The following is a 25,674-nucleotide window of genomic DNA, read 5'->3' on the forward strand; positions in this document are numbered from 1 at the left end:
CGACAATCCCTGCCTCTCTCTTTGAACCAAGGCTACTCATGACTCTCTGCGGCATCGAAATCAAAGGCAGCGAAGCGATCTTCGCCATTGCCTCCCTGGACGACCAGACACTGACCCACGTCGCCCTGGCCACCAAGAAAATCGCCCTTGAAGACGACGATGAAGCCGCCAACGTCAAAGCCTTCGCCGCCCAGGTGAAGGCGTTCGTGCAGGAAAACGCCCTCCAGCGCATCGCCATCAAGAAGCGCAGCAAGAAAGGCGAATTCGCCGGCGGCCCGACCACGTTCAAGATTGAAGGGGTGTTTCAACTGCTGGAGGGGGTTGAGGTGACGCTGCTGTCACCACAGACCATCAACGCGCAGAACAAGAAGCACAACTTTGACCTGCCGGCGACACTGAACAAGTATCAGCATGAGGCCTTCAAGACGGCGTGTTCGGCACTGCTGAAGAAATAAACCACACCAAACACCCCATGTGGGAGGGGGCTTGCCCCCGATAGCGGTGGGTCAGCCAAAGCTGTATCAACTGACCGTCCGTCATCGGGGGCAAGCCCCCTCCCACATGGGATGTGTGTTGTCTTTAGTGGGGGGCATGGCGCTTGTGCCGCAGCCAGTCGCCGAATGTCTTGTCTTCCAGGGCATACCCGCCCCGGCTCGACTTCCACACCAGTTCCTTGTCGCGCAGGGCATCGATGCAGGCCTGGATGGTCTGGGTACCCGGTACCACGTCGCTGCCCATATCTTCCAGCGCCTTGCTGACAGCCGTGAGGGTGCTGTCGGTAAATGGCGCGAAGGGTTCGTTGTTTTGAGAGCGCTCCACCATCACCTCCAGCACGGCGCGCTGCGGGATGGTCAGGGCGTTCCAGGCGCTTTCGAACTCGGTCCATACACCCGCGCGCAACAGCTCGGCGCGGCTGTGCAGGAGTTGGCCGAGGTTACTGGCCTCGCCTAACTCCAACGCGACTTCACCGATGATCGTACGCAACATCTCGGGGCGCCGGCCTACCAGCTCAAACGCCTCATCAATGTCGGCAGGGTTGAACTGATTGGTTTGCGCCAAATGAGCGTTGAGGTGCACGGTGTACGCCTGGGTGAACTCTTTGCCGAGCAAGGGGAACGGCGTGATGCTGGAGCCGAAGAACGGCTGGCTTTTGCCGAGCACCAAGTGAGCCAGCTTGTCGCGGTTGGAGCCGGTAAACACCAGGCGCAAGCCGCTGCCCTCCTCATCACGGCCTTGGTTGAGCTGATCCCGGGCAGCCTTCAACGCGAACATCGCATTGATACCCGACTCGGTGGTTAATGCGTGCTGCGCTTCGTCAATCACCAGCACAACGGGTTTTTCAGCAGCGCTGTGGAGCAATTCCAACGCTTGGGTCAGCGTCGCCCCGACAGGCAATTGTGGCTTGGTAAAATCCCAGGAGAGCGTACGCAGAAAGCTCAGTTTCTCGATGCCGATGTTCTTGGCCAGTTTGCGAATGCCCTTTTCATAGGGAACCAGAGCAGCCGCAATAGCACTGGCAATCAACTCTGCAGGATCTTTCTCTTTGTCAGCCCAGAGATCCACATACACCGTCAGCCAGCCCCGGAGCTGACATTCCGGAATCAAGTCTTCGCGCAGAAAGGTGCTTTTGCCGGTGCGACGGGGCGCCGCGAGAAACAGGCCAGAGGTGAAATCCTGAATACCGGCCCCCACCAGGCCATCGGCAATACTGCGTGCCAGGGTGGGGCGGCGAAACACAAAGCCGCTGTGCTTGGGCATGGTTTTATACTCAATTATGTAAAGGACTATAAATTATAGTAACGAGTATAATTGACTATAATTGCCCGTCAAACCACCTCCCGTCGCCGATCCTCCCTCGGACACTTGGCAAACCTGGCCCGATAACTCCTGGTGAAATACGACGGCGACTCAAACCCGCAGGCAATGCTCACCTCCAGCACGCTCATGTCGCTCTGGCGCAGCAACTGCCGGGCTTTTTCCAGGCGCAGGCCCAGGTAGAAGTTGCTCGGCGTGTCGTTCAAATGCAGGCGAAACAAGCGTTCCAACTGGCGCCGGGTGACCTTGATCGTGTCAGCCAGGGCCAAGGTACTCAGGGGCGGCTCGGTGTGCTGCTCCATCTCGCCGATCACATGCACCAGCTTCTTGTTGTTGATGCCGTAGCGCGTGGCGATCTGCATGCGCTGGTGGTCTTTGCGTGGGCGAATGCGCCCGAGCACGAATTGTTCGGAGACCTGGATGGCCAGGTCCGGGCCGTGGGCCTGGGCGATCAGGTCGAGCATCAGGTCGATGGATGCAGTGCCGCCGGCGCAGGTGATGCGGCGTCGGTCGATCTCGAACAGCTCCTGGGTCACGCTCAGGTGCGGATACGATTCCTTGAAGGCATCAATGGCTTCCCAGTGCAGGGTCAGGCGATGGCCGTCGAGCAGGCCCGCCTCGGCGAGAACACAGGCGCCGGTGTCGATGGCGCCAAGGGTGACGCCGTCGTGGTCGAGGCGGCGCAGCCAGTGCTCCAGGGCGGGCGTGGCGAACTGGAGCGGTTCGAAGCCGGCGACCACCATCAAGGTGGCGCCCTTCTTCAACGGTTCCAGCGCGGCGTCGGCGTTGACCGACATGCCATTACTCGCCAGCACCGCGCCGCCATCGGCGCTCAATACGTGCCAGCGGTACAACTCGCCACGAAAGCGGTTGGCCACGCGCAACGGTTCAAGCGCCGAAATAAAACCGATGGCCGAAAAGCCCGGCATCAGCAAAAAGTAGAAATCCTGGGACATGGTGGCGCTCTCGTCGGACGGGCAGCGTGGCACTGTGATACTCCCGTTCTCGGGTGGATTCAAGGGGGCAGGTCGCTGCAGTGCAAGAGTGAGTCGCCGCCGTGCGTTTTGCCGCCCTCCAAGCTGCGTAACGTGATCCCACGGCGCACAAAGACGCCGGCCCCCACAATAACGACCTGCCGAGGGATCCACCATGAATCGACTGATCAGCCGTTGCGTACTCGCACTCAGTGCCAGCGCCCTCTTGAGCACCAATGTCCTGGCCGCCGACGCGGCGTCCTGCCAGAACGTGCGCATGGGCGTGGTGAACTGGACCGATGTCATCGCCACCAGCGCCATGACCCAGGTATTGCTCGACGGCCTCGGCTATAAGACCAAGCAAACCAGCGCCTCCCAGCAAATCATCTTCGCCGGCATCCGCGACCAGCGCCTGGACCTGTTTCTCGGCTACTGGAACCCGCTGATGACCCAGACCATCACACCGTTCGTCAACGCCAAGCAGGTCAAGGTCCTCGACAAACCGAGCCTGGAAGATGCCCGCGCCACCCTCGCCGTGCCGACTTACCTGGCGGACAAGGGCCTGAAAACCTTCGCCGATATCGCCAAGTTCGAGAAAGAACTGGGTGGCAAGATCTACGGCATCGAACCTGGCTCGGGCGCCAATACCCAGATCAAGGCGATGATCGCCAAGAACCAGTTCGGCCTGGGCAAGTTCCAGTTGGTGGAGTCCAGCGAAGCCGGCATGCTCGCCGCCGTGGACCGCGCCGTGCGCCGCAAGGAAGCCGTGGTGTTTTTCGGCTGGGCGCCGCACCCGATGAACGTCAACGTGGCAATGACCTACCTGACCGGCAGCGAGGACGCCCTGGGCCCGAACGAAGGCATGGCCACCGTCTGGACCGTCACCTCGCCGACCTACGCCGAGCAGTGCCCCAACGTGCACAAGCTGCTGAGCAACCTGACCTTCACCGCCGCCGACGAGAGCCGGATGATGCAGCCGCTGCTGGATCACAAGGACGCTCTGGAGTCCGCCAAACAGTGGCTCAAGGATCACCCGCAGGACCAGCAGCGCTGGCTTGAAGGCGTGACCACCTTCGACGGCAAACCGGCCGCCGCCAACCTGCAATTGACCAGCAAATAACCTTTTTTGGACTCCCCGCGTCGCGGTCATCCCTGGCCGCGAACGGCGTCCTACGCCTTGAAATCACACGCCTGTAAGGAACCCACCTCATGAACCACGACGTCATCATCACCTGCGCACTCACCGGTGCTGGCGACACGACCGCCAAAAGCCCTCACGTGCCGGTCACCCCCAAGCAAATTGCCGCCGCCGCCGTGGAAGCCGCCAAAGCCGGCGCCACCGTGGTGCACTGCCACGTCCGCGACCCCGAAACCGGTAAGTTCAGCCGCGACGTCGCCCTGTACCGCGAAGTGATGGAGCGCATTCGTGAGGCTGACATCGACATCATCGTCAACCTCACCGCTGGCATGGGTGGCGACCTGGAGATCGGCGGCGGCGAGAACCCGATGGAATTCGGCCCCAATACCGACCTGGTCGGCCCGCTGACCCGCCTGGCTCATGTGGAAGAACTGCTGCCGGAAATCTGCACCCTCGATTGCGGCACCCTGAACTTCGGCGATGGCGACACCATTTATGTGTCCACTCCGGCCCAACTGCGCGCTGGCGCCAAACGCATCCAGGAGCTGGGGGTAAAAGCCGAGCTGGAAATCTTCGACACCGGCCACCTGTGGTTCGCCAAGCAGATGATCAAGGAGGGCCTGCTCGACAACCCGCTGTTCCAGCTGTGCCTGGGCATCCCGTGGGGCGCGCCGGCCGACACCACCACCATGAAAGCCATGGTCGACAACCTGCCCGCCGACGCGGTGTGGGCAGGGTTCGGGATCGGCCGCATGCAGATGCCGATGGCGGCCCAGGCCGTGCTGCTGGGTGGCAACGTGCGTGTGGGCCTGGAAGACAACCTGTGGCTGGACAAGGGCGTACTCGCCACCAACGGCCAACTGGTGGAGCGCGCCAGTGAAATCCTCAGCCGCCTGGGCGCGCGGGTCATGACCCCGGCCGAAGGCCGCATAAAAATGGGCCTCACCAAACGCCGCTAATCAAAAAATGTGGGAGGGGGCTTGCCCCCGATAGAGGTGTGTCAGTTGAAGGATCTATTGGCTGACACACCGTAATCGGGGGCAAGCCCCCTCCCACAAGGGATCACTGAACGCTTTAGGAATTTGCCATGCGCTTTATTACAGAAATCAAAACCTTCGCTGCCCTCGGCAGCGGTGTCATCGGCAGCGGCTGGGTGTCCCGCGCCCTGGCGCATGGCCTCGATGTGGTCGCCTGGGACCCCGCGCCGGGTGCCGAAGCGGCGCTGCGCAAACGCGTCGCCAATGCCTGGGGCGCCCTGGAAAAACAGGGCCTCGCACCCGGCGCATCGCAAGACCGCCTGCGCTTTGTGGCCACCATTGAAGAATGCGTGAAAGACGCCGACTTCATCCAGGAAAGCGCCCCGGAACGCCTGGAGCTGAAACTGCAATTGCACAGCAAGATCAGCGCAGCGGCCAAGCCCAATGCACTGATCGGCTCGAGTACCTCCGGGCTGTTGCCGAGCGAGTTCTACGAGGGTTCGACTCACCCGGAACGCTGTGTCGTCGGCCACCCTTTCAACCCGGTCTATCTGTTGCCACTGGTGGAAGTGGTGGGAGGCAAGCACACCGCGCCGGAAGCGATCCAGGCCGCGATCAAGGTGTATGAAGCCCTCGGTATGCGCCCGCTGCATGTGCGCAAGGAAGTCCCCGGTTTTATCGCCGACCGATTGCTCGAAGCGCTGTGGCGCGAGGCGCTGCACCTGGTCAATGACGGCGTGGCGACCACCGGCGAAATCGACGACGCCATTCGCTTTGGCGCCGGGTTGCGCTGGTCGTTCATGGGCACCTTCCTCACCTATACCCTGGCAGGCGGTGATGCGGGCATGCGGCACTTCATGGCGCAGTTCGGTCCGGCGTTGCAGTTGCCGTGGACCTACCTGCCGGCACCGGAGCTGACCGACAAGCTGATCGACGACGTGGTCGAGGGCACCAGCGACCAATTGGGCAAACACAGCATTTCGGCGCTGGAACGCTATCGTGACGATTGCCTGTTGGCGGTGCTCGAAGCGGTGAAAACCACCAAAGCCAAGCACGGCATGACCTTCGCTGAATAACCCTGTGGGAGGGGGCTTGCCCCCGATAGCGGTGGATCAGTACCGAACACCTTGACTGACACACCGCTATCGGGGGCAAGCCACCTCCCACATTCCTGACCGCGTACATAGCCGGAATTCATGTGATGCCTGCACTGACCACCTACGCCACCAAAATCCAACCCGCCTGGGTCGACTACAACGGCCACCTGCGCGACGCGTTCTACCTGCTGATCTTCAGCTACGCCACCGACGCGCTGATGGATACGCTGGGCCTTACCAGCGACAACCGCGAAGCCACCGGCCATTCGCTGTTCACCCTGGAACTGCACCTGAACTACCTGCACGAAGTGAAACTCGGCGCCGCGGTGGAGGTGCATACGCAACTGATCGCCCACGACGCCAAGCGCCTGCACCTTTATCACAGCCTGCATTTAGTGGGCGACGAGAAAGAACTGGCCGGCAACGAACAGATGCTGCTGCACGTTGACCTGGCAGGCCCGCATTCGGCGCCGTTTGCCGAGGCGACGCTGGAAAAACTCGTTGCGATCAGCGCTGAGCACGCCGATCTGCCAAGGCCCGCCCTCCTCGGCCGAGTGATTGGACTGCCACCAAAAAAATAAGGAGCCATCATGCAAACCGCCGCCGCTGTTGCCGATTTCCGTACTTACCCGAAGCGCTGCGACCTCGCCGAGGCGCAGGTGTTGGAAGATCAGATTCGCGTACGCTGGGCCGATGGCCGGGTCAGCCCGTTTCATCATCAGTGGCTGCGGGACAACTGCCCGTGCGCACAATGCGTGTACAGCGTGACGCGTGAGCAGGTGCTGGAAATTGTCGACGTGGATGACGACCTCAGCGCCATCGGTGCGCGGATCGAGCACGGTGTTCTCAGCGTGGAATGGCGTGGCGGCCATCGCAGCCAATACGATCCCGGCTGGCTGCGCGCCCATGCCTATGACGATGAATCCCGCGCCGAACGCAGGGCGGCAAAGCCCCAACCCCAGTTGTGGGACAGCACCTTCGATCTCCCGGTGTTTGACTATACCGCCGTGATGGAAGACCCCAAGGCCCTGCTGCAATGGCTACTGGCACTGCGCGACCAGGGCCTTACCCAAGTCCGTGGCGTGCCCACCGAACCGGGTTCCCTGGCACTGATCGCCAAGCGCATTTCGTTTATCCGCGAGAGCAATTTTGGTGTGCTGTTCAACGTGCAATCCAAGGCCGATGCCGACAGCAATGCCTACACCGCTTTCAACCTGCCGTTGCACAGCGATCTGCCGACCCGGGAGCTGCAACCGGGGCTGCAATTCTTGCACTGCCTGGTGAACGATGCGGACGGTGGCGAGAGTCTTTTTGTCGATGGGTTTGCCATCGCCAATGCCCTGCGCGAGGAAGATCCCGAAGCGTTTCGCGCCTTGTGTGAAATACCCGTGGAGTTTCGCAACAAAGACCGTCACAGCGACTATCGCCGCCTTGCGCCGATCATTGCCCTGGACGCGTTGGGCGAGGTGGTGGAGATTCGCATGGCCAACTTTTTGCGCGGGCCGTTCGAAACGTCGGTGGCGCAGATGCCGTTGCTGTATCGGGCTTATCGGCGGTTTATCGCGATGACGCGCGAGGCGCGCTTTCGGCTGGTCAAGCGCCTGAACCCGGGCGAGCTGTGGTGCTTCGATAACCGCCGTACGTTGCATGCGCGTAATGCGTTTGATCCAACATCCGGGGCGCGGCACTTTCAGGGGTGCTACATCGATCGCGACGAGTTGCTCTCGAGGATCCTGGTGTTGCAGCGGTAGATCGCGGCGCGGCAGCGCAAAAACCCCAGGCAAAAAAAAGCCCCGATCCAGCCGTGACGGGATCGGGGCAGAGCGCTTTGTGTGAGCCGTACATCCCGAGGGTGACCAAACCTTCAAGCTGCTTGCTGGTAGCCAGTGTGCCTATTCCTTGGGTGGGTAAATGACCCGAAAACGACACGCTCATAGCCATCTGAGCCATTCGTGCATTCTGCCCTTGCCGACCAGCCGGGGGCCTACCAGAATCCAGATCAATCCCCCGCTCCCTTCACCAGGATAAACGTCATGATGCATGCGGATTTGATTGACCAGGATGACCTGCTGAGCCAACTGCGCTCGCTGGGTTTCGAGGTATCCAGCGGTGCCAGCGCCGAACAGGCGTGCGAATGCGCGGTACGCGGTTTGAGCGAAGCACGGGCCAAGGCGCTCAAGGGTATGGTTGAGCAGATGTACACCGGCAGTGCGACGATTCTGCCGGCGGTGCGCCAGGCGATCGACAAGCAGTTGTTGCCGGCGTTGGTGCAGTTCAAGCAGAACGCTGGCGCCTGACAGCCACCCTCCCTGTAGGAGCGAGCTTGCTCGCGAAGATCGCCAACAATGACGCGGGGCACCAGGTGCCCCGCGGCGCTCTTGCTTTTTTCGCGAGCAAGCTCGCTCCTACAGTTAGAGCCGTACGCTGGCGAATGTCGACTCGTTGCGCGCCTGGCTCAACGCCGACATCGGCCCCGACAACGGTGACAACACCAACGCCTGCGGAATCGGCATCATCGCCACCTGCTGGGTGGTGTTGGAGCCTACGCGCTCATCCCGTGGCGGAATGCCGAAGTATTCGCGGTAGCACTTGGAGAAGTGCGGCGTGGACACGAACCCGCACACCGACGCCACTTCGATGATCGACATCGGCGTTTGCTTGAGCAACTGCCGGGCGCGAATCAGGCGCAGCTTGAGGTAGTAGCGCGACGGCGAGCAGTGCAGGTATTTCTGGAACAGCCGCTCCAACTGGCGCCGCGACACGGCGACGTACACCGCCAGCTCATCCAGGTCGATCGGCTCTTCGAGGTTGGCTTCCATCAGCGCCACGATTTCCTGCAACTTCGGCTGGTTGGTGCCAAGCATGTGCTTGAGCGGCACGCGCTGGTGATCCTGCTCGTTGCGGATGCGCTCGTACACGAACATCTCGGAGATCGCCGCCGACAGTTCACGGCCATGGTCGCGGCTGATCAGGTGCAGCATCATGTCCAGCGGCGCGGTGCCGCCGGAGCTGGTGAAACGGTTGCGATCGAGGGTGAACAGGCGGGTGCTCATCGACACGCGGGGGAAGGCTTCCTGCATCGACGCCAGGCACTCCCAGTGCACGCTGCAATCGAACCCGTCGAGCAAGCCGGCGCAGGCCAAGGCCCAACTGCCGGTGCACACCGCGCCAAGGCGACGGGACTGACGCGCCTGGCTTTGCAGCCACGACACGTGTTCACGAGTGACGGTACGCTGGATGCCCACGCCGCCGCACACAATCACAGTGTCCAGGGCCGGGGCTTTGTGCATGGAGGCATCGGGGGTGATTTGCAGGCCGTCGCTGGCCCACACCTGGTTCCCGTCGACACTCAGGGTCGTCCAGCGATACAACTCGCGACCGGACAACTGGTTGGCCATGCGCAGTGGTTCCACTGCCGAAGCCAGGGAAATCAGCGTGAAATTGTCCAGCAGCAAAAAGCCGATGGATTGAGGCGCACGGTTCTGGGGTTGAGTCCCGGAGTTGAACGACGTCATGGCGGTATCTCCTCACACAAAGCGGGTGATGGCCTCAGGCGAGGCTCTTGTTATTGCGCGCGTCTGCGATGCAGAGCGACGCTTTGAATTGATAGAGCAAATGCCATGCCTAAAATTGAATGGCTATTCAATAACTCCTGAAAACGACCTCATGACGCGTCTATATAAGCCCACGCAGGAAGTGCGGAATACGACCCGAATTGGTCGTAGGAGCGAGCCTACTCAAGGGCTGTGAGCAGTTCGGTAGCACTTGTGGGAAGGCGCTTTCAGGGCGTAGGAAAAGTCTGTCACCGCACGCACAGGTGACGGGTGGTCGGAGGGGAAATCGTTCGCGAGCTACTTATCTGTTTGCGACGCGCTAAAAGGTGGCGATTTAGGTTGGAGTGTTCACTTTTTGAGCAGCATTGCCTGGATTACAGCCATCGGGGGCAAGCCCCCTCCCACATTTGAAGGTATTCACAATTCAACATGTGGGAGGGACGGTGCGACGATTCGACTTGCCCCCGATGCAGGCAACGCGGTCTCAGCACTCCACCGCACTCACCGCCAACCCACCCCGCGATGTTTCCTTGTACTTGTCATGCATATCCGCCCCGGTATCGCGCATGGTGCGGATCACCCGATCCAGGGAGATGAAGTGCTGGCCGTCGCCGCGCAGGGCCATCTGTGCCGCGTTGATCGCCTTCACCGCCGCAATCGCGTTGCGTTCGATGCACGGCACTTGCACCAGGCCGCCCACCGGGTCGCAGGTCAGGCCAAGGTTATGTTCCAGGCCGATTTCGGCGGCGTTGCACAATTGCTCCGGCGTGGCGCCAAGAACCTCTGCCAGCCCGGCGGCGGCCATGGCGCAGGCTGAGCCCACCTCGCCCTGGCAGCCGACTTCAGCACCGGAGATCGATGCATTCTTCTTGCACAGGATCCCCACCGCCGCGGCGCTGAGCAGGTAGTCGACCACGTTGGCTTCGGTGACTTCGTCGCTGAATTTCATGAAGTAATGCAACACAGCCGGAATGATCCCCGCCGCGCCGTTGGTGGGGGCGGTGACCATGCGTCCACCGGCGGCGTTTTCTTCGTTGACCGCCAGGGCGAACAGGTTGACCCACTCCATCGCGCTCAAGGTCGAGCCGATCACATTGGGCTTGTTCAATTCCTGCAAGCTACGGTGCAACTTGGCGGCACGGCGACGCACGTTGAGGCCGCCGGGCAGGATGCCTTCGTGCTTGAGGCCCTGCTCGACACACTCTTGCATGGCGCGCCAGAGCTTCATCAGGCCGCTGCGGATTTCGTCCTCGGAGCGCCAGACCTTTTCATTGGCCATCATCAGCTCGGCGACGCGCAGGTTGTGGGTCTTGCACAGCTGCAACAGCTCCACCGCGCTGGAAAAATCATAGGGCAAGGCGGTGCTGTCCATATCGGCCACACCGCTGCGAGCCTGGGCTTCATCCACCACAAAACCGCCCCCCACTGAATAGTAAGTGTCGCGGTGCAGCTCGCCGTCATCGCCGAACACCACCAGGGTCATGGCATTGGGATGGAACGGCAGGTTTTCGTCGAGCAGGCGCATGTCCCGGGCCCATACGAACGGCACGGGCAAACGTCCGTCCAGCAGCAAGGTATCGGTCTCGCGCAGGGTGTGAATGCGCAGGCCGATTTGCGCCGGATCGATCGCGTCTGGCCACTCGCCCATCAGGCCCATGATGGTCGCGGTATCACTGCCGTGACCGATGCCGGTAGCCGACAAGGAGCCGTAGAGCTGAACTTCGACGCGCCGGACCTGTTCCAACAGTTCACGCTCACGCAAAGCCTGGACGAACAACGCCGCGGCGCGCATGGGGCCGACGGTGTGAGAACTCGAAGGCCCGATGCCGATCTTGAACAGGTCGAAAACACTGATAGCCATTGCGGTAGAACTCCTCGATAAGCACGGCCAGGCTTGAACGAGGTGCTACGCTCAGATCGCCCAGATGGCGGCATCATCAAGCTTTTACCTGCCCTCACGGCGTCTCACACCGACGCACTCATGCTCACCAGCGTCGCTCCCGTGCGATCGCCTGTTTTGGCCGTTTTTAGCGGTGCAGATGGGCAAAAACAGCAGTTTTGACTTGGGAAAAACCTGTAAGCGACGTCACCGACACTGGATACGACCCTCCCTGTACTGGATACGACGCCCCCTGTAGGCGTCAGATTTTCACTGGTACATGATCAGTCTCGACTCGTTTGCAAGGCACCGTGCCAGAGCTGTCGTCGCACGCCCCAACCGCAACACCTAATAAAGCGCGGCGAATGCCGCCAGAAAAGACACAGGAGTCTACCCCGATGAAAGGTTCACCCTCGTTGTTGTTGGCCGCCATGCTGAGTCTGCCAGTCATGGCACACGCTGCAGAACCGGAACAGTGTAAGACCGTCAACTTCTCCGATGTCGGCTGGACCGACATCACCGTCACGACTGCGACCACCAGCGAAATTCTCAAGGGCCTGGGCTACAAGCCACGCACCACGATGATTTCGGTACCGGTGACCTACAAGTCACTGGCAGACGGCAAGAACATGGACATCTTCCTCGGCAACTGGATGCCGACCATGGAAAACGACATCAAGCCGTACCGTGATGCCGGCACCGTGGAAACCGTGCGCGCCAACCTGGAAAACGCCAAGTACACCCTGGCCGTCCCCGAGGCGTTGTACAACAAAGGCCTGAAAGACTTCGCCGATATCGCCAAATTCAAGGATGAGCTGGGCGGCAAGATCTACGGTATCGAACCAGGTAACGACGGCAACCGCACCATCCAGACGCTGATCGACAAAGACGCCTTCGGCCTGAAAACCGCGGGCTTCAAAGTGGTCGAATCCAGCGAAGCCGGCATGCTCTCCCAGGTGGAACGCGCCACCAAGCGCGACCAGGCCATCGTGTTCCTCGGCTGGGAACCGCACCCGATGAACACCCGCTTCAAGATGAAGTACCTGACCGGCGGTGACGACTCGTTCGGCCCCAACTACGGCCAGGCCACCATCTATACCAACACCCGCAAGGGCTACACCCAAGAATGCAGCAACGTCGGCCAACTGCTGAAAAACCTGGTGTTCACGCTGAACATGGAAAGCACCCTGATGGGGAATGTCCTGGACGACAAAATGAAGCCCGACGCCGCGGCCAAGGCCTGGCTGAAGAAGAACCCTCAGGTGCTCGACACCTGGCTGGCCGGCGTGACCACGGTTGATGGCAAACCCGGCCTGGAGGCCGTCAAAGCTTACCTCGACAAGTAACCGCTGACCCCGGGGCGGTGCGCTGCCCCGGGATGTTTTCCCCTTCGCATGTGGACATTCACTACCATGCTGACTGAACAGAAAATCCCACTAGGCCAGTACATCGCTGCCTTCGTCGAATGGTTGACCAAACACGGTGCCAACTATTTCGACGCAATCGCATCGACACTGGAAACGATGATCCACGGCGTGACGTTCGCGCTGACCTGGTTCAATCCGCTGGCATTGATCGGTCTGATTGCGCTGCTGGCTCACTTTATTCAACGTAAATGGGGCCTGACGGTTTTTGTCGTCGCCTCCTTCCTGCTGATCCTGAACCTTGGGTACTGGCAGGAAACCATGGAAACCCTCGCGCAGGTGTTGTTCGCCACCCTGGTCTGCGTGGTCATCGGAGTGCCGCTGGGCATTGTTGCCGCGCACAAGCCGATGTTCTACACCCTGATGCGGCCGGTGCTCGATCTGATGCAGACCGTACCGACCTTCGTCTACCTCATCCCTACCCTGACCCTCTTCGGGCTGGGTGTGGTGCCCGGGCTGATTTCCACGGTGGTGTTCGCGATTGCCGCGCCGATCCGCCTGACCTACCTGGGTATCCGCGATGTACCGCAAGAGTTGATGGACGCCGGCAAGGCCTTTGGCTGCTCGCGCCGTCAGTTGCTCTCGCGCATTGAACTGCCCCACGCCATGCCGAGCATCGCTGCCGGCATTACCCAATGCATCATGCTGTCGTTGTCGATGGTGGTGATCGCCGCCCTGGTGGGTGCCGATGGCCTCGGCAAGCCGGTGGTCAACGCGCTGAACACCGCCGATATCGCCCTGGGCTTTGAAGCCGGCCTGGCGATCGTATTGCTGGCCATCATGCTCGACCGCATCTGCAAACAACCCGACGCCAAAGTAGGGGGTGATGCATGAGCATTATCCGATTCGACAATGTCGATGTGATCTTCTCCAAAGACCCACGCGAAGCGCTCAAGCTGCTGGACCAGGGCATGAGCCGTAACGAGATCCTGAAAAAAACCGGGCAGATTGTCGGCGTAGAAAAAGCCAGCCTGGATGTCGAGAAAGGTGAAATCTGCGTGCTGATGGGCCTGTCCGGTTCCGGAAAATCGAGCCTGCTGCGCTGCATCAACGGCCTCAATACGGTCAGCCGTGGCCAGCTGTTCGTGGAGCATGAAGGGCGCCAGATCGACATCGCCTCCTGCACCCCGGCGGAGCTGAAAATGATGCGCACCAAGCGCATCGCCATGGTGTTCCAGAAGTTCGCCCTGATGCCCTGGCTGACGGTGCGCGAGAACATCAGCTTCGGCCTGGAAATGCAGGGCCGCCCGGAGAAAGACCGGCGCAAGCTGGTGGACGAGAAACTCGAACTGGTGGGCCTGACCCAGTGGCGCAACAAGAAGCCCGACGAACTGTCCGGCGGCATGCAGCAACGCGTCGGCCTGGCCCGCGCGCTGGCGATGGACGCCGATATCCTGCTGATGGATGAACCCTTCTCGGCCCTCGACCCACTGATCCGCCAGGGCTTGCAGGACGAACTGCTGGAACTGCAGAGCAAGCTGAGCAAGACCATCGTGTTCGTCAGCCACGACCTCGACGAAGCCCTCAAGCTCGGCAGCCGTATCGCGATCATGAAAGACGGCAAGATCATCCAGTACAGCGTGCCGGAAGAGATCGTGCTGAACCCGGCGGATGACTATGTGCGCACCTTCGTCGCCCACACCAACCCGCTGAACGTACTGTGCGGGCGCAGCCTGATGCGCACCCTGGACAACTGCAAGCGCGTCAACGGTTCGGTGTGTCTCGATCCGGGCGGCGACTCGTGGCTGGACCTGGCCGAAGGCAACACCATCAAGGGCGCCCGCCAGAATGGCGCAGTGATGAACCTGCAGAACTGGGCACCCGGGCAAGCGGTGGAAGGCCTGGGGCGGTTGCCGACGCTGGTGGATTCGAATATCGGCATGCGCGATGCGCTGCAGATTCGTTATCAGACGGGGAACAAGCTGGTGTTGCATGACAACAACCAGGTGGTGGGGATCTTGGGCGACAGTGAGCTGTACCACGCTCTGCTGGGCAAAAACCTGGGCTAATCACCCAGGCCCACTGTAGGAGCGAGCTTGCTCGCGAAGAACGATCAGACAACGCATTAAGCCAGGATACCCGCGTTATCGTTGACGTTTTTCGCGAGCAAGCTCGCTCCTACAGTTCGTCCGTGAAGGCGGTGGTGCTCATAGGCCCACTGTAGGAGCGAGCTTGCTCGCGAAGAGCGATCAGACAACGCATTGAGCCAGGATACCCGCGTTATCGTTGACGTTTTTCGCGAGCAAGCTCGCTCCTACAGTTCGTCCGTGAAGGCGGCGGCGCTCATTTCAACTATCAGCTATAGACACGGCCAAGGAGCTGCCGATGGCTTTCAAACTGATCGAGCACGTCCCGGGTGATCTGTTCCTGGGCGAAGCCCATCAGGTCGTACTCCTGAGGCCCGTTATGCAGGTACACCTCAGCGCGGTAGTAACGGGTGCGCTCTTCCTCGGGCAGGTCGTCCGACGCCGTCGAGTAGCCATCCAGGCTGACTTCGTAGACAAACGGATTCCCCTCTTCCCTCTCGATGCGCACGCCAATGCAGCGCTTGGATTTGCCCAACAGGGTCTGCACTTCCAGCCCCTGCTCGCGCAACACCATCGCGGCTTCTTCCAACGCCGGCGTTACATGCTTGTCCATAAAGCGTTGCACGGTGGCCTGGCTCGGTTGCAGGTCCAACGCGCTCAGGCGCTCGCTGAAACCACGACGACCACGCTCGGCCAACTGCGCCTGCTCCAGCTCCGTCGCCACGTCCTGGCGCATCGCCTTGTGCAAACCGAACATAAAGAAGATCAGCACCACCGAGAACGGCAGCCCCGCCAGCACCACCATGGTTTGCATGGCTTCGAAGTTACCCGCAAACAGCAGGCCGATCGTCACCAGGGTGATCACCGCCGACCAGAAGATCCGCAGCCAGTGCGGCGCATCCTCATCCACGTTGCCACCCTTGCAGGAAAGGTTCGCCATCATCACCGCGCCGGAGTCCGCCGGGGTCAAAAACAGCACAAAGCCTACAAAGATCGACACGCCAATCACGATTTTCGACGCGGGGTAATGCTCCAGCAGTTGGTAGATGGCCATGGACGGTTGTTCCAGCGCCGTCTTGCCCAACTCTACCGCACCGTGGTTGAGCACCAGGTCCAGTGCCGAGTTGCCGAAGATCGACAGCCACGCCAAGGTAAAGCCCAGCGGGATCAACAGCACGCCGGCGACCAATTCACGCACCGTGCGGCCCCGGGAAATACGCGCGATGAACATGCCCACGAAAGGCGCCCAGGAAATCCACCAGGCCCAGTAGAACAGGGTCCACAGGCCCATCCAGCGCTCGGTCTTGTCGGCGTCGCCTTCGTACACATACAGGTCGAAGGTTTTCAGGATGATGCCGTTGAGGTAGTCACCGGTGTTCTGCACCAGGCCGTTGAGCAAGTGCAGGGTCGGGCCGAACAACAGCACAAAGATCAGCAGGCCGCTGAACAGCACGATGTTGAGGTTGGACAGGCGACGAATGCCGTTCTCCACGCCCGACACGGCAGCAATGGTCGCCACGGTGCTCATCACGACGATGACGATCAACAGGTTCGTGTTGCTGTGCGCCATGCCGAACAGGTTTTCCAGCCCGGACGACACCTGCATCGAGCCGATGCCCAGGTTGGTCACCAGGCCCAGCAGGGTCACGAACATGCCGAAACCGTCCACGGCATGCCCGGCCGCGCCCTTGACCCAACGTTCGCCCACCAGCGGGTACAGCGCCGAACGCAGCGCCAGCGGCTGGTTATGGCGATACGCGAAGTACGCCACGGCCAGGCCGACCAATGCATAGATCGCCCAGCCATGCAGGCCCCAGTGCAGGAAGGTCAGTTGCAACGCCTGGCGTGCCGCACCGTTGCTGGCCGCTGCGCCTTCAGGCGGGTTGAAGTAGTGGTCCAACGGTTCCGAGGCGCCGAAGTACAGCAACGAAATGCCGATGCCCGACGAAAACAACATGCCGGCCCAGGCGCCGTAGCTGAAGTCCGGGGTGTCGTCCTTGCTGCCTAGTTTCAGCTTGCCGTAGGAGGAAAACGCCAGGCCCACCACGAACACCAGGTAGGCGGCGATGACCACCATGTAGTACCAGCCGAAGCTTTTCGACAGCCACGCCTGTGCGATGCCGAGCATGCGCCCGGCCTCTTGCGGGGCGATGATCAGGATGGCGGTCAACAACAGAATCAATGCGGTGGAGGTGTAGAACACCCAACCGTTGACCCGCACCTTTTCTGGCGGGGTCTTTATAAGAGAGGCAGAACTCATGGCGCAGATGCTCCAGGCAGTGCGAGAGAGAAACACAAGGCAGCGGTTATCCCGCGCCATCGATTTTTCGGCAGTCGACGGACGGGTGTTATAAAGACACCCCGAAAATCCATGGCCCCCGCCGTAGCGGTACAGCGGGTGTTTCAAGGGTTTTCCAGGTGTCAGATGTCGTTGGCCCCGGGTAGGAAATACCTGTAGGCAGCGACCATTTGTCGCAGAGCTTATTCTTTGTTGATTGAACGTTCAATCAAAACAAAATAGACTGGCCTTCAAGTCGACGAACGTTGATCGCGCGTCGGCAGGCCTAAGGAGAGGTGCTACATGCCCAAGGTCGGTATGCAACCCATACGCCGCCAACAGTTGATCGAAGCCACGCTGACGGCCATCGATCAGGTCGGGATGGGAGATGCCAGCATTGCGCTGATTGCCCGTCTGGCCGGTGTTTCGAACGGCATCATCAGTCACTACTTTCAGGACAAGAACGGCCTGATCGCCGCGACGATGCGCTACCTGATGAACGTGCTGATCGAGAACGTCCATGAACGCAGGCTGGCGCTGAAGGATGACAGCCCACGGGCACACATTCAGGTGATCATCGGGGGGAACTTCGATGCGAGCCAGGTCAATGGACCGGCAATGAAAACCTGGCTGGCCTTCTGGGCCGCCAGCATGCACCACCCGTCTTTGCACAGGTTGCAGCGGATCAACGATCAACGTCTGTATTCCAACCTGTGCTGCCAGTTCCGCCGAGTGCTGCCGCTGCCGCACGCACGCAAAGCAGCCCGAGGCCTGGCGGCCCTGATCGACGGTTTGTGGTTGCGCGGCGCCCTGTCGGGAGACGCTTTCGACACGGCGCAGGCGCAACGGATCGCTTACGAATACATGGATTTCCAATTGGCCAAGCAGGTGAGTTAGAGCACACATAACCGCTCAACCCCTGAACGTCCGCCACTCAGTGTTGCCACACCCTTATGGCCCACTTTGCGGCGGGTAACGCCAACCACTTATGCACTTGCGAGGACTTTATGGCCCGTTTCGACCTGCAAAAACTCTACATTGACGGCGGCTACAGCGACGCTGGCAGCGATGCCACCTTCGAAGCCATCAACCCGGCTAACGGTGAAGTTCTCGCCCAAGTGCAACGCGCCACGAAAGACGACGTTGAACGTGCCGTGGTCAGCGCTGAAAAAGGCCAGAAAATCTGGGCCGCCATGACCGCCATGGAGCGTTCGCGCATCCTGCGTCGCGCCGTCGACATCCTGCGCGAGCGCAACGACGAACTGGCCGCCCTGGAAACCCTGGACACCGGTAAAGCCTTCTCGGAAACCCAGTACGTCGACATCGTCACCGGCGCCGACGTGCTGGAATACTACGCAGGCCTGGTGCCGGCCATCGAAGGCGAGCAGATCCCGCTGCGCGATACCTCGTTCGTCTACACCCGTCGCGAGCCGCTGGGCGTGGTCGCCGGTATCGGTGCGTGGAACTACCCGATCCAGATCGCCCTGTGGAAATCCGCGCCAGCCCTGGCCGCCGGTAACGCGATGATCTTCAAGCCCAGCGAAGTCACCTCGCTGACCACCTTGAAACTGGCCGAGATCTACACCGAGGCCGGCGTTCCAGCCGGTGTATTCAACGTCTTGACCGGCAGCGGCCGTGAAGTCGGCACCTGGCTGACCGAACACCCACGCATCGAGAAAGTCTCGTTCACCGGCGGCACCGACACCGGTAAAAAAGTCATGGCCAGCGCTTCGAGCTCTTCGCTCAAGGAAGTGACCATGGAACTGGGCGGCAAGTCCCCGCTGATCATTTTCGACGACGCCGACCTGGATCGCGCCGCCGACATTGCGATGATGGCCAACTTCTACAGCTCCGGCCAGGTCTGCACCAACGGCACGCGCGTGTTTGTGCCAAAGCACCTGCAAGCCGCGTTCGAAGCCAAGATTGCCGAGCGTGTTGCGCGCATCCGCGTGGGCGACCCGCAAGATGCCAACACCAACTTCGGCCCGCTGGTCAGCTTCGCCCACATGGAAAGCGTGCTGGGCTACATCGCCAAAGGTAAGGAAGAAGGCGCCCGCGTACTGTGCGGCGGCGATCGCCTGACCGATGGTGCCTTCGCCAAAGGCGCCTACGTGGCCCCGACCGTATTCACTGACTGCACCGACGAGATGACCATCGTCCGTGAAGAAATCTTCGGCCCGGTGATGAGCATCCTCACTTACGAGACCGAAGCAGAAGTGATCCGCCGCGCCAACGACACTGACTTCGGCCTGGCCGCCGGCCTGGTCACCAAGGACCTGAACCGCGCCCACCGCGTGATTCACCAGCTGGAAGCGGGTATCTGCTGGATCAACGCCTGGGGCGAGTCCGACGCGAAGATGCCGGTCGGTGGCTACAAGCAGTCGGGTGTGGGCCGTGAGAACGGGATCAGCTCGCTGAACAACTTCACTCGCATCAAATCGGTACAGGTTGAGCTGGGCGACTACGCCTCGGTGTTCTAAGACCCGAGTTTTGTATTGCCTGTCAGGCCGCCATCGGGGGCAAGCCCCCTCCCACGTTTGACTGTGTTTACACATCTGAAACTGTGAACACAGTCAGTGTGGGAGGGGGCTCGCCCCCGATGAGGCCCGACCTGACCACACATCAAAGAGGGTGCATTTATGTCCCAAGAATACGATTACATCATTGTGGGTGCCGGCTCCGCCGGTAACACCCTGGCGACCCGTCTGACCGAAGACGAAGGCGTCACCGTCCTGCTGCTGGAAGCCGGCGGTCCTGACTACCGTCTCGACTTCCGTACCCAGATGCCCGCCGCCCTGGCATTCCCGCTGCAAGGCCGCCGCTACAACTGGGCCTACGAAACCGATCCAGAGCCGCACATGAACGGCCGCCGTATGGAATGCGGGCGCGGCAAGGGCCTGGGTGGCTCTTCCTTGATCAACGGCATGTGCTACATCCGTGGCAACGCCCTGGACTACGACAACTGGTCGAAACTGCCCGGTCTGGAAGACTGGACCTACCTCGACTGCCTGCCGTATTTCCGTAAAGCCGAAACCCGTGACATCGGCCCCAACGACTACCATGGCGGCGACGGCCCGGTCAGCGTGACGACGCCCAAAGCCGGCAACAACCCGCTGTTCCACGCCATGGTCGAAGCCGGCGTACAGGCCGGTTACCCGCGTACCGAAGACTTGAACGGCTACCAGCAGGAAGGCTTCGGCCCGATGGACCGTACCGTCACGCCAAACGGCCGACGCGCCAGCACCGCGCGCGGTTACCTGGACACGGCCAAAAAGCGTTCGACCCTGACCATCGTCACCCACGCCCTGACCGACAAAGTGTTGTTCGAAGGCAAGCGGGCCGTTGGCGTGCGTTACCTGATCGGTGCCGCCGAAGAGCGCGTCGAAGCCCGCGCCCGCAAGGAAGTACTGGTGTGCAGCGGCGCCATCGCCTCGCCGCAGCTGCTGCAACGCTCCGGTGTCGGCCCGGCCAAACTGCTGGAAAGCCTCGACATTCCGGTGGTCCATGACCTGCCCGGTGTCGGCGAAAACCTGCAAGACCACCTTGAGCTGTACCTGCAATACGCCTGCACCCAACCGGTGTCGCTGTACCCATCGCTGCTCTGGTACAACCAGCCGGCCATCGGTGCCGAGTGGCTGTTCAACGGCACCGGCATCGGCGCCAGCAACCAGTTCGAGGCCGGCGGTTTTATCCGTACCCGTGAAGAATTCGATTGGCCGAACATCCAGTACCACTTCCTGCCGGTAGCGATTAACTACAACGGCAGCAACGGCGTGAAAGAGCACGGTTTCCAGGCGCACATGGGGTCCATGCGCTCGCCAAGCCGTGGCCGCGTGCAACTGAAGTCGAAGAACCCACGGGACTACCCGAGCATCCTCTTCAACTACATGGCCACCGAGCAGGATTGGCAGGAGTTTCGCGACGGCATCCGCCTGACCCGCGAAATCATGCAACAGCCGGCGCTGGACCCGTACCGCGGCCGCGAAATCAGCCCGGGCATCGAGGTGCAAACCGATGAGCAACTCGACAAGTTCATCCGCGAACACGCCGAAACCGCGTTCCACCCGTCCTGCTCGTGCAAGATGGGCACCGATGAGATGGCCGTGGTCGATGGCGAAGGCCGCGTGCATGGCATGCAAGGCCTGCGTGTGGTCGATGCGTCGATCATGCCGATCATCACCACCGGCAACCTGAACGCGCCGACGATCATGATCGCCGAGAAAATCGCCGACAAGATCCGTGGTCGCAAGCCGCTGCCGCGCAGCACCGCCGACTACTACGTGGCAGGCACCGCGCCGGTGCGTGGCAAGCCGCTGCGGGAAGTGGGGCCGACTGCGCAGTAACTGATACACCGAGGCGCCTGCATCGGGGGCAAGCCCCCTCCCACATTTGAATGTATTCACAAATCAAGTGTGGGAGGGGGCTTGCCCCCGATAGGGCCCGATCAGGCACTGCAAACCTTGCCTCTACACTTTCCTTGATCAGCCCCCAGCCCAGGCCTACTCTGTTTGCCTGCCCGCGCTGAGCCGCCCACAAGGAAGGCCCCATGTTCGAACACCACGCCACACTCAAAAAACATTTCAGTGCCCTGCGCACCACCGCCGACTTCTTCTCCCTGCGCTACGTACGTGAGTCCGGCCACTACCTGTCGGTGCGCAAGAACGTCGCCGAACCGCCACACCTGAACCACGACGCAGGCGCCATGCTCACCGTGCGTGTCAACGGCGTCGAAGCCTATGCCGCGACCCACGATATTTCCCTGGCCGGCCTGCAAGCGGCCCTTGAACGTGCCGAACAGCAAGCGCGCCTGATCAAGCCTCACGCCCTGCTCGACCTGCGCGATCAACAGGTCTCCAGCGACGTGGCCGACTACCTGTCACCGAACCTTGCGCAAGCCTTCCCTTCCTTGAGCGACTGCTACCAACTGCTGGGTGATGAATCCGCCGCCGTGCCCCGCGACGAACGCCTGGTCAACTGGGAAGTCAGCCTCGGCCTGAGCCACGTCGAGCAGATCTACCTCAACAATGCCGGGGCCGAACTGCGCCAGGCCCAACGGTTCGTATTCCCCGGCGTCAACGTCACGGCCTACGACGGCAACGACAGCCAGACCCGTACCCTCGGCGGCAGCAACTTCGGCCAGCAAGGCAGCTTTGACGTGATCGAGCGTTTTGGCCTGGTCGGCGCCGCCCCCCGCATCGCCGACGAAGCCCTGCAACTGCTGCTGGCGCCGAATACGCCCCAAGGTCCGCGCGACCTGCTGCTGATGCCCGACCAGATGATCCTGCAAATCCACGAATCCATCGGCCATCCACTGGAGCTCGACCGCATCCTGGGTGATGAGCGCAATTACGCCGGCACCAGCTTCGTCAAGGCCAGCGACTTCGGTCACCTGCAATACGGCTCCAAGCTGTTGAACGTGACGTTCGACCCGGACATTCCCGAACAACTTGCCAGTTATAGCCATGACGACGACGGCAGCGCCGCCAGCAAGCAGTTCCTGATCCGCGAAGGGCTGCTGCTCAAGCCGTTGGGCGGCGCGCTGTCGCAATTCCGTTCGGGCATGAACGGTGTGGCCAACAGCCGTGCCAGCAGTTGGAACCGCCCGCCGATCGACCGCATGGCCAACCTGAATATCGAAGCCGGCGATAAGAGCCTGGCGCAACTGATTGGCGGCATCGAACACGGCATCCTGATGTCGACCAACCGTTCGTGGTCGATCGACGATGCGCGCAATAAATTCCAGTTCGGCTGCGAGTGGGGCCAGTTGATTGAAAACGGTGAGCTCAAGGGCGTGGTAAAAAACCCCAACTACCGGGCTATCTCCGCGCAGTTCTGGCGCAACCTCAGCGCAGTGGGCGACGCCAGCACCTTCAAGGTCCTGGGCACGCCCAACTGCGGCAAAGGCGAACCCAACCAGGTGATCCGCGTCGGCCATGCCTCGCCCGCCTGTGTGTTCAGCAACGTTGATGTATTCGGGGGAGATGCCTGATGAACAACTTCAAGGCATTGGTGCAGTGGCTCAAGCAGGCCCTCACCGACAAGGAACAATTTCACCTGGGCTATGCCGCCGAATCGTCCGAGTTCGTGCGTTTCAACCACGCCAAGGTGCGTCAGGCCGGGCAAGTGCAACAGGCCAGCCTCACCCTCAAGCTGATCAACGAAGGCCGCCATGCCGACCTGGGCATCACCCTGGCCGGCGAACCGGAGCTGGACCGCCAGCGCCTCGCCGACGGCCTGCAACAGTTGCGTGAAACCTTGCCACTGCTGCCGCACGACCCGTACTTGCTGCTCAACCACAACGCCTGGCAAAGCCACAACGAACAGGCGCGCCCCCTGCCCGACCTGGCGCAGGTGCTGGAGGAAATCAGCCAGGCGGCGCACGGCGTCGACCTGGTCGGCTTTTATGCCGCAGGCCCGATCAGCCGTGGCTTTGCCAGTTCCAACGGCGCATTTGGCTGGCACCAGGCCAATAGCTTCAACTTCGATTTCAGCCTGTTCCACGCCAATGGCGAAGCGGTGAAAGCCAGTTATGCCGGGCACACCTGGAACAGCGACGAGTTCGCCCAGCGCTTCCAACTGGCCCGCCAACAGCTGGAGTTCCTCGACCGCCCGCTGCACACACTGGCGCCTGGGCAATACCGCGCCTACCTGGCCCCCGCGGCGCTGGAAGAAATCATCAGCATCATCACCTGGGGTGGTTTTTCCGCCCAGGCCATCGCCAGCAAAGGCAGCTCGTTGCAACGGTTGTATGCCGGCGAACAATCGCTGAGCCCGCTGGTGACGGTGGATGAGCAGATCAGCGGTTCCCTGAGCCAGGCGTTTTCCACCGAGGGCTACCCGCGCAGCGATGTCACGCTGATCAACGCCGGCAAAGCCGATGGCCAACTGGTGAACTCGCGCAGCGCCGCTGAATACGGCCTCAGCGCCAACGGCGCCAGCCGCGACGAATCCCCCAGTGCCTTGCAGATGGCGGCGGGCACCTTGGCCCAGGCCGATATCCTCAAGCAACTGGGCACCGGGCTGTATATCAGCAACCTGTGGTACCTGAACTACTCCGACCTGCCGGCCGCCCGCCTGACCGGCATGACGCGCTTCGCCACGTTCTGGGTGGAAGACGGTGAGATCAAGGCGCCGGTCAGCACCATGCGCTTTGATGACAGCGTCTACAGCTTGCTCGGGTCGCAGTTGGAGGCCCTGACCGCCGAGCGCGAACTGCTGCTGTCGGCCAGTACCTACAGCCAACGCAATACCGCGTCCAACCTGTTGCCGGGCGCCCTGGTTAAACGCCTGACCCTGACCCTGTAAATACAACCCCCTGTGGGAGGGGGCTTGCCCCGATGGCGGTGTGTCAGTCAATGAGTACTTTGCTGATACACCGCCATCGGGAGCAAGCTCCCTCCCACCTTGTCCTGTGCTGATTTCAGACATCCCGGTTTCAGCCCTTCCTACCGTAAATTCTCTTCCTCCCAGTCTGCACGGGCAGCCTGTTGTCGCCTGCGAAAAACCTCGTTATAAGAGTTAGTGGCCCCCCGCCACCTCATCCACGAGAGCATGACCTTGCCCGGGAAGGGCAAGCTGGAGCGTTGACATGAACCATGGAAGTTTTGTCATTGAAAAGCTGTTCAAGCACTACAACGTTCATGTTGAGCAGCTAGGAAACGATTCGGAAAAGAAGACCATCTTGATGGTCAATGGCGCACTGTCCACCACACGCTCATTCGCCCGCACCAGCAAATGCCTGGCCGAGCATTTCAATGTGCTGTTGTTCGACCTGCCGTTCTCCGGCTATTCGCGCGAGTACAACACCGACCTGGACCTGGTGACCAAGGACGACGAAGTCCAAATCCTGCGCGCGCTGGTCGAGCGCTTCCAGGTCAACCATCTGGTGTCGGCCTCGTGGGGCGGTATCTCCACGCTGCTGACCCTGGCGCATAACCCGCCGTCGATCGAAAGTTCGGTAGTCATGGCCCTGGCGCCCAACCTGAACCAGGCCATGCTCGACTATGTGGAGCGGGTACGCGTGCTGATCGAGGCCGATGACAAATCCGCCGTCGGCCACTTGCTCAACGAGACCGTCGGCAAATACCTGTCGCCCCGGCTCAAGCGCAACAACCATCGGCACCTGTCGAACATGGCCACCACCGAGTACCGCCAGGCGCGTTTCCATATCCACCAGGTGTTGGCGCTGGGCGATGGCAACTACCTGCCCCAGCTCAAACAGATCGAAACCCCGGTGCACTTTCTCAACGGCACGCTGGACGAATACACCCCGGCCGCCGATGCCCAGTTGTTCAAGCACTACGTCGGCCACAGCAGCTTTGCCGTGGCGGAACATACCGGGCATTTACTCGACCTGGAGTCCCGTGAATCAGCCCTGGCGGTGCACCGCGCGCTGTTGGATTTCTTGGTGGGAGAGCACGCAAAGCTGTCGGATTTAGACGAACCGCCAGTGGGAAAAGGAGCGACGAATGGCGCATAATCGCCGACACATAGCCGGCTAACAAAAAGGTA

The 25,674-nt window shown here is 61.1% G+C and carries 21 protein-coding genes and 1 pseudogene; 17 read left to right on the forward strand and 5 right to left on the reverse strand.

Going from position 1 to position 25,674, the window contains the following annotated elements; genetic code table 11:
* The first annotated feature begins 38 nt into the window (after positions 1-38).
* Positions 39-455: a DUF3010 family protein gene (locus tag AB7933_RS31025; protein ID WP_024077812.1), complete on the forward strand. Its 417-nt coding sequence runs from the start codon at positions 39-41 to the stop codon at positions 453-455.
* Positions 456-579: 124 nt separating this feature from the next.
* Here the strand turns inward: AB7933_RS31025 and AB7933_RS31030 are convergent, their stop codons facing one another.
* Together AB7933_RS31030 and AB7933_RS31035 are read right to left on the reverse strand one after the other, a co-directional pair.
* Entirely contained in the window at positions 580-1,758 is a 1,179-nt protein-coding gene (locus tag AB7933_RS31030) for an AAA family ATPase (protein ID WP_024077813.1), read from the reverse strand.
* A 68-nt stretch (positions 1,759-1,826) separates the two neighbouring features.
* Entirely contained in the window at positions 1,827-2,771 is a 945-nt protein-coding gene (locus AB7933_RS31035) for a GlxA family transcriptional regulator (protein ID WP_024077814.1), read from the reverse strand.
* 193 nt (positions 2,772-2,964) lie between these two features.
* Between AB7933_RS31035 and AB7933_RS31040 the strand changes: the two genes are divergently transcribed.
* The 7 genes and pseudogenes from AB7933_RS31040 to AB7933_RS31070 form a co-directional block, all read left to right on the forward strand.
* Positions 2,965-3,909, forward strand: coding sequence for a choline ABC transporter substrate-binding protein (locus AB7933_RS31040; RefSeq protein ID WP_024077815.1), 945 nt, complete (start codon positions 2,965-2,967; stop codon positions 3,907-3,909).
* Positions 3,910-3,998: 89 nt separating this feature from the next.
* Positions 3,999-4,886, forward strand: coding sequence for a 3-keto-5-aminohexanoate cleavage protein (locus tag AB7933_RS31045; protein ID WP_024077816.1), 888 nt, complete (start codon positions 3,999-4,001; stop codon positions 4,884-4,886).
* Between the two features lie 128 nt (positions 4,887-5,014).
* Positions 5,015-5,980 (forward strand): L-carnitine dehydrogenase, encoded by a 966-nt coding sequence (locus AB7933_RS31050; protein ID WP_024077817.1) that lies wholly within the window; start codon positions 5,015-5,017, stop codon positions 5,978-5,980.
* A 125-nt stretch (positions 5,981-6,105) separates the two neighbouring features.
* Positions 6,106-6,582, forward strand: a complete 477-nt coding sequence (locus AB7933_RS31055) for a thioesterase family protein (protein WP_024077818.1) — start codon at positions 6,106-6,108, stop codon at positions 6,580-6,582.
* 9 nt (positions 6,583-6,591) lie between these two features.
* Positions 6,592-7,752, forward strand: coding sequence for a gamma-butyrobetaine dioxygenase (locus tag AB7933_RS31060; RefSeq protein ID WP_024077819.1), 1,161 nt, complete (start codon positions 6,592-6,594; stop codon positions 7,750-7,752).
* Positions 7,753-8,034: 282 nt separating this feature from the next.
* A complete protein-coding gene (locus tag AB7933_RS31065; protein WP_024077820.1) occupies positions 8,035-8,298 on the forward strand; it encodes a hypothetical protein in 264 nt (87 codons plus the stop codon).
* Positions 8,295-8,423: pseudogene (locus AB7933_RS31070) on the forward strand (outer membrane lipoprotein carrier protein LolA); the annotation flags it as partial. The gene AB7933_RS31065 and the pseudogene AB7933_RS31070, both read left to right, overlap by 4 nt.
* On the opposite strand, the gene AB7933_RS31075 reads toward AB7933_RS31070, so the two are convergent.
* Together AB7933_RS31075 and AB7933_RS31080 are read right to left on the reverse strand one after the other, a co-directional pair.
* The gene (locus tag AB7933_RS31075) at positions 8,413-9,516 is read right to left on the reverse strand and encodes a GlxA family transcriptional regulator (protein WP_024077821.1); all 1,104 of its coding nucleotides are present in this window, start codon (positions 9,514-9,516) and stop codon (positions 8,413-8,415) included. The pseudogene AB7933_RS31070 and the gene AB7933_RS31075 sit on opposite strands and share 11 nt — an antisense overlap.
* 523 nt (positions 9,517-10,039) lie before the next feature.
* Positions 10,040-11,416, reverse strand: coding sequence for an L-serine ammonia-lyase (locus AB7933_RS31080; protein WP_024077822.1), 1,377 nt, complete (start codon positions 11,414-11,416; stop codon positions 10,040-10,042).
* A gap of 416 nt (positions 11,417-11,832) precedes the next feature.
* Here AB7933_RS31080 and AB7933_RS31085 point away from each other — a divergent pair, with 416 nt between their 5' ends.
* The 3 genes from AB7933_RS31085 (at position 11,833) to choV (ending at position 14,867) form a co-directional block, all read left to right on the forward strand.
* A complete protein-coding gene (locus tag AB7933_RS31085; protein WP_024077823.1) occupies positions 11,833-12,780 on the forward strand; it encodes a choline ABC transporter substrate-binding protein in 948 nt (315 codons plus the stop codon).
* Between the two features lie 66 nt (positions 12,781-12,846).
* On the forward strand, positions 12,847-13,692 hold the full coding sequence (gene choW, locus AB7933_RS31090) for a choline ABC transporter permease subunit (protein ID WP_041161040.1): 846 nt from the start codon (positions 12,847-12,849) through the stop codon (positions 13,690-13,692).
* Positions 13,689-14,867 carry a choline ABC transporter ATP-binding protein gene (gene choV / locus AB7933_RS31095; RefSeq protein WP_024077825.1) on the forward strand — a complete coding sequence of 393 codons (1,179 nt, stop codon included), beginning with the start codon at positions 13,689-13,691 and terminating at the stop codon, positions 14,865-14,867. Before choW ends, choV begins: the two co-directional genes overlap by 4 nt.
* Positions 14,868-15,153: 286 nt before the next feature.
* Here the strand turns inward: choV and AB7933_RS31100 are convergent, their stop codons facing one another.
* A complete protein-coding gene (locus AB7933_RS31100; RefSeq protein WP_236646016.1) occupies positions 15,154-17,088 on the reverse strand; it encodes a BCCT family transporter in 1,935 nt (644 codons plus the stop codon).
* Between the two features lie 378 nt (positions 17,089-17,466).
* Between AB7933_RS31100 and betI the strand changes: the two genes are divergently transcribed.
* The 6 genes from betI to AB7933_RS31130 all read left to right on the forward strand — a co-directional run bounded on the left by betI (position 17,467) and on the right by AB7933_RS31130 (position 25,642).
* The gene (betI, locus tag AB7933_RS31105) at positions 17,467-18,060 is read left to right on the forward strand and encodes a transcriptional regulator BetI (protein ID WP_024077827.1); all 594 of its coding nucleotides are present in this window, start codon (positions 17,467-17,469) and stop codon (positions 18,058-18,060) included.
* Between the two features lie 110 nt (positions 18,061-18,170).
* Positions 18,171-19,643, forward strand: a complete 1,473-nt coding sequence (betB, locus tag AB7933_RS31110; RefSeq protein ID WP_024077828.1) for a betaine-aldehyde dehydrogenase — start codon at positions 18,171-18,173, stop codon at positions 19,641-19,643.
* Between the two features lie 159 nt (positions 19,644-19,802).
* Positions 19,803-21,506 carry a choline dehydrogenase gene (gene betA / locus AB7933_RS31115; RefSeq protein WP_024077829.1) on the forward strand — a complete coding sequence of 568 codons (1,704 nt, stop codon included), beginning with the start codon at positions 19,803-19,805 and terminating at the stop codon, positions 21,504-21,506.
* Between the two features lie 203 nt (positions 21,507-21,709).
* Positions 21,710-23,152: a TldD/PmbA family protein gene (locus AB7933_RS31120; RefSeq protein WP_024077830.1), complete on the forward strand. Its 1,443-nt coding sequence runs from the start codon at positions 21,710-21,712 to the stop codon at positions 23,150-23,152.
* Positions 23,152-24,468 (forward strand): TldD/PmbA family protein, encoded by a 1,317-nt coding sequence (locus AB7933_RS31125; RefSeq protein ID WP_024077831.1) that lies wholly within the window; start codon positions 23,152-23,154, stop codon positions 24,466-24,468. Before AB7933_RS31120 ends, AB7933_RS31125 begins: the two co-directional genes overlap by 1 nt.
* A gap of 283 nt (positions 24,469-24,751) precedes the next feature.
* Positions 24,752-25,642: an alpha/beta fold hydrolase gene (locus tag AB7933_RS31130; protein ID WP_024077832.1), complete on the forward strand. Its 891-nt coding sequence runs from the start codon at positions 24,752-24,754 to the stop codon at positions 25,640-25,642.
* Positions 25,643-25,674 lie beyond the last annotated feature (32 nt).

Source organism: Pseudomonas gorinensis (assembly GCF_042015035.1).
GTDB lineage: Bacteria > Pseudomonadota > Gammaproteobacteria > Pseudomonadales > Pseudomonadaceae > Aquipseudomonas > Aquipseudomonas gorinensis.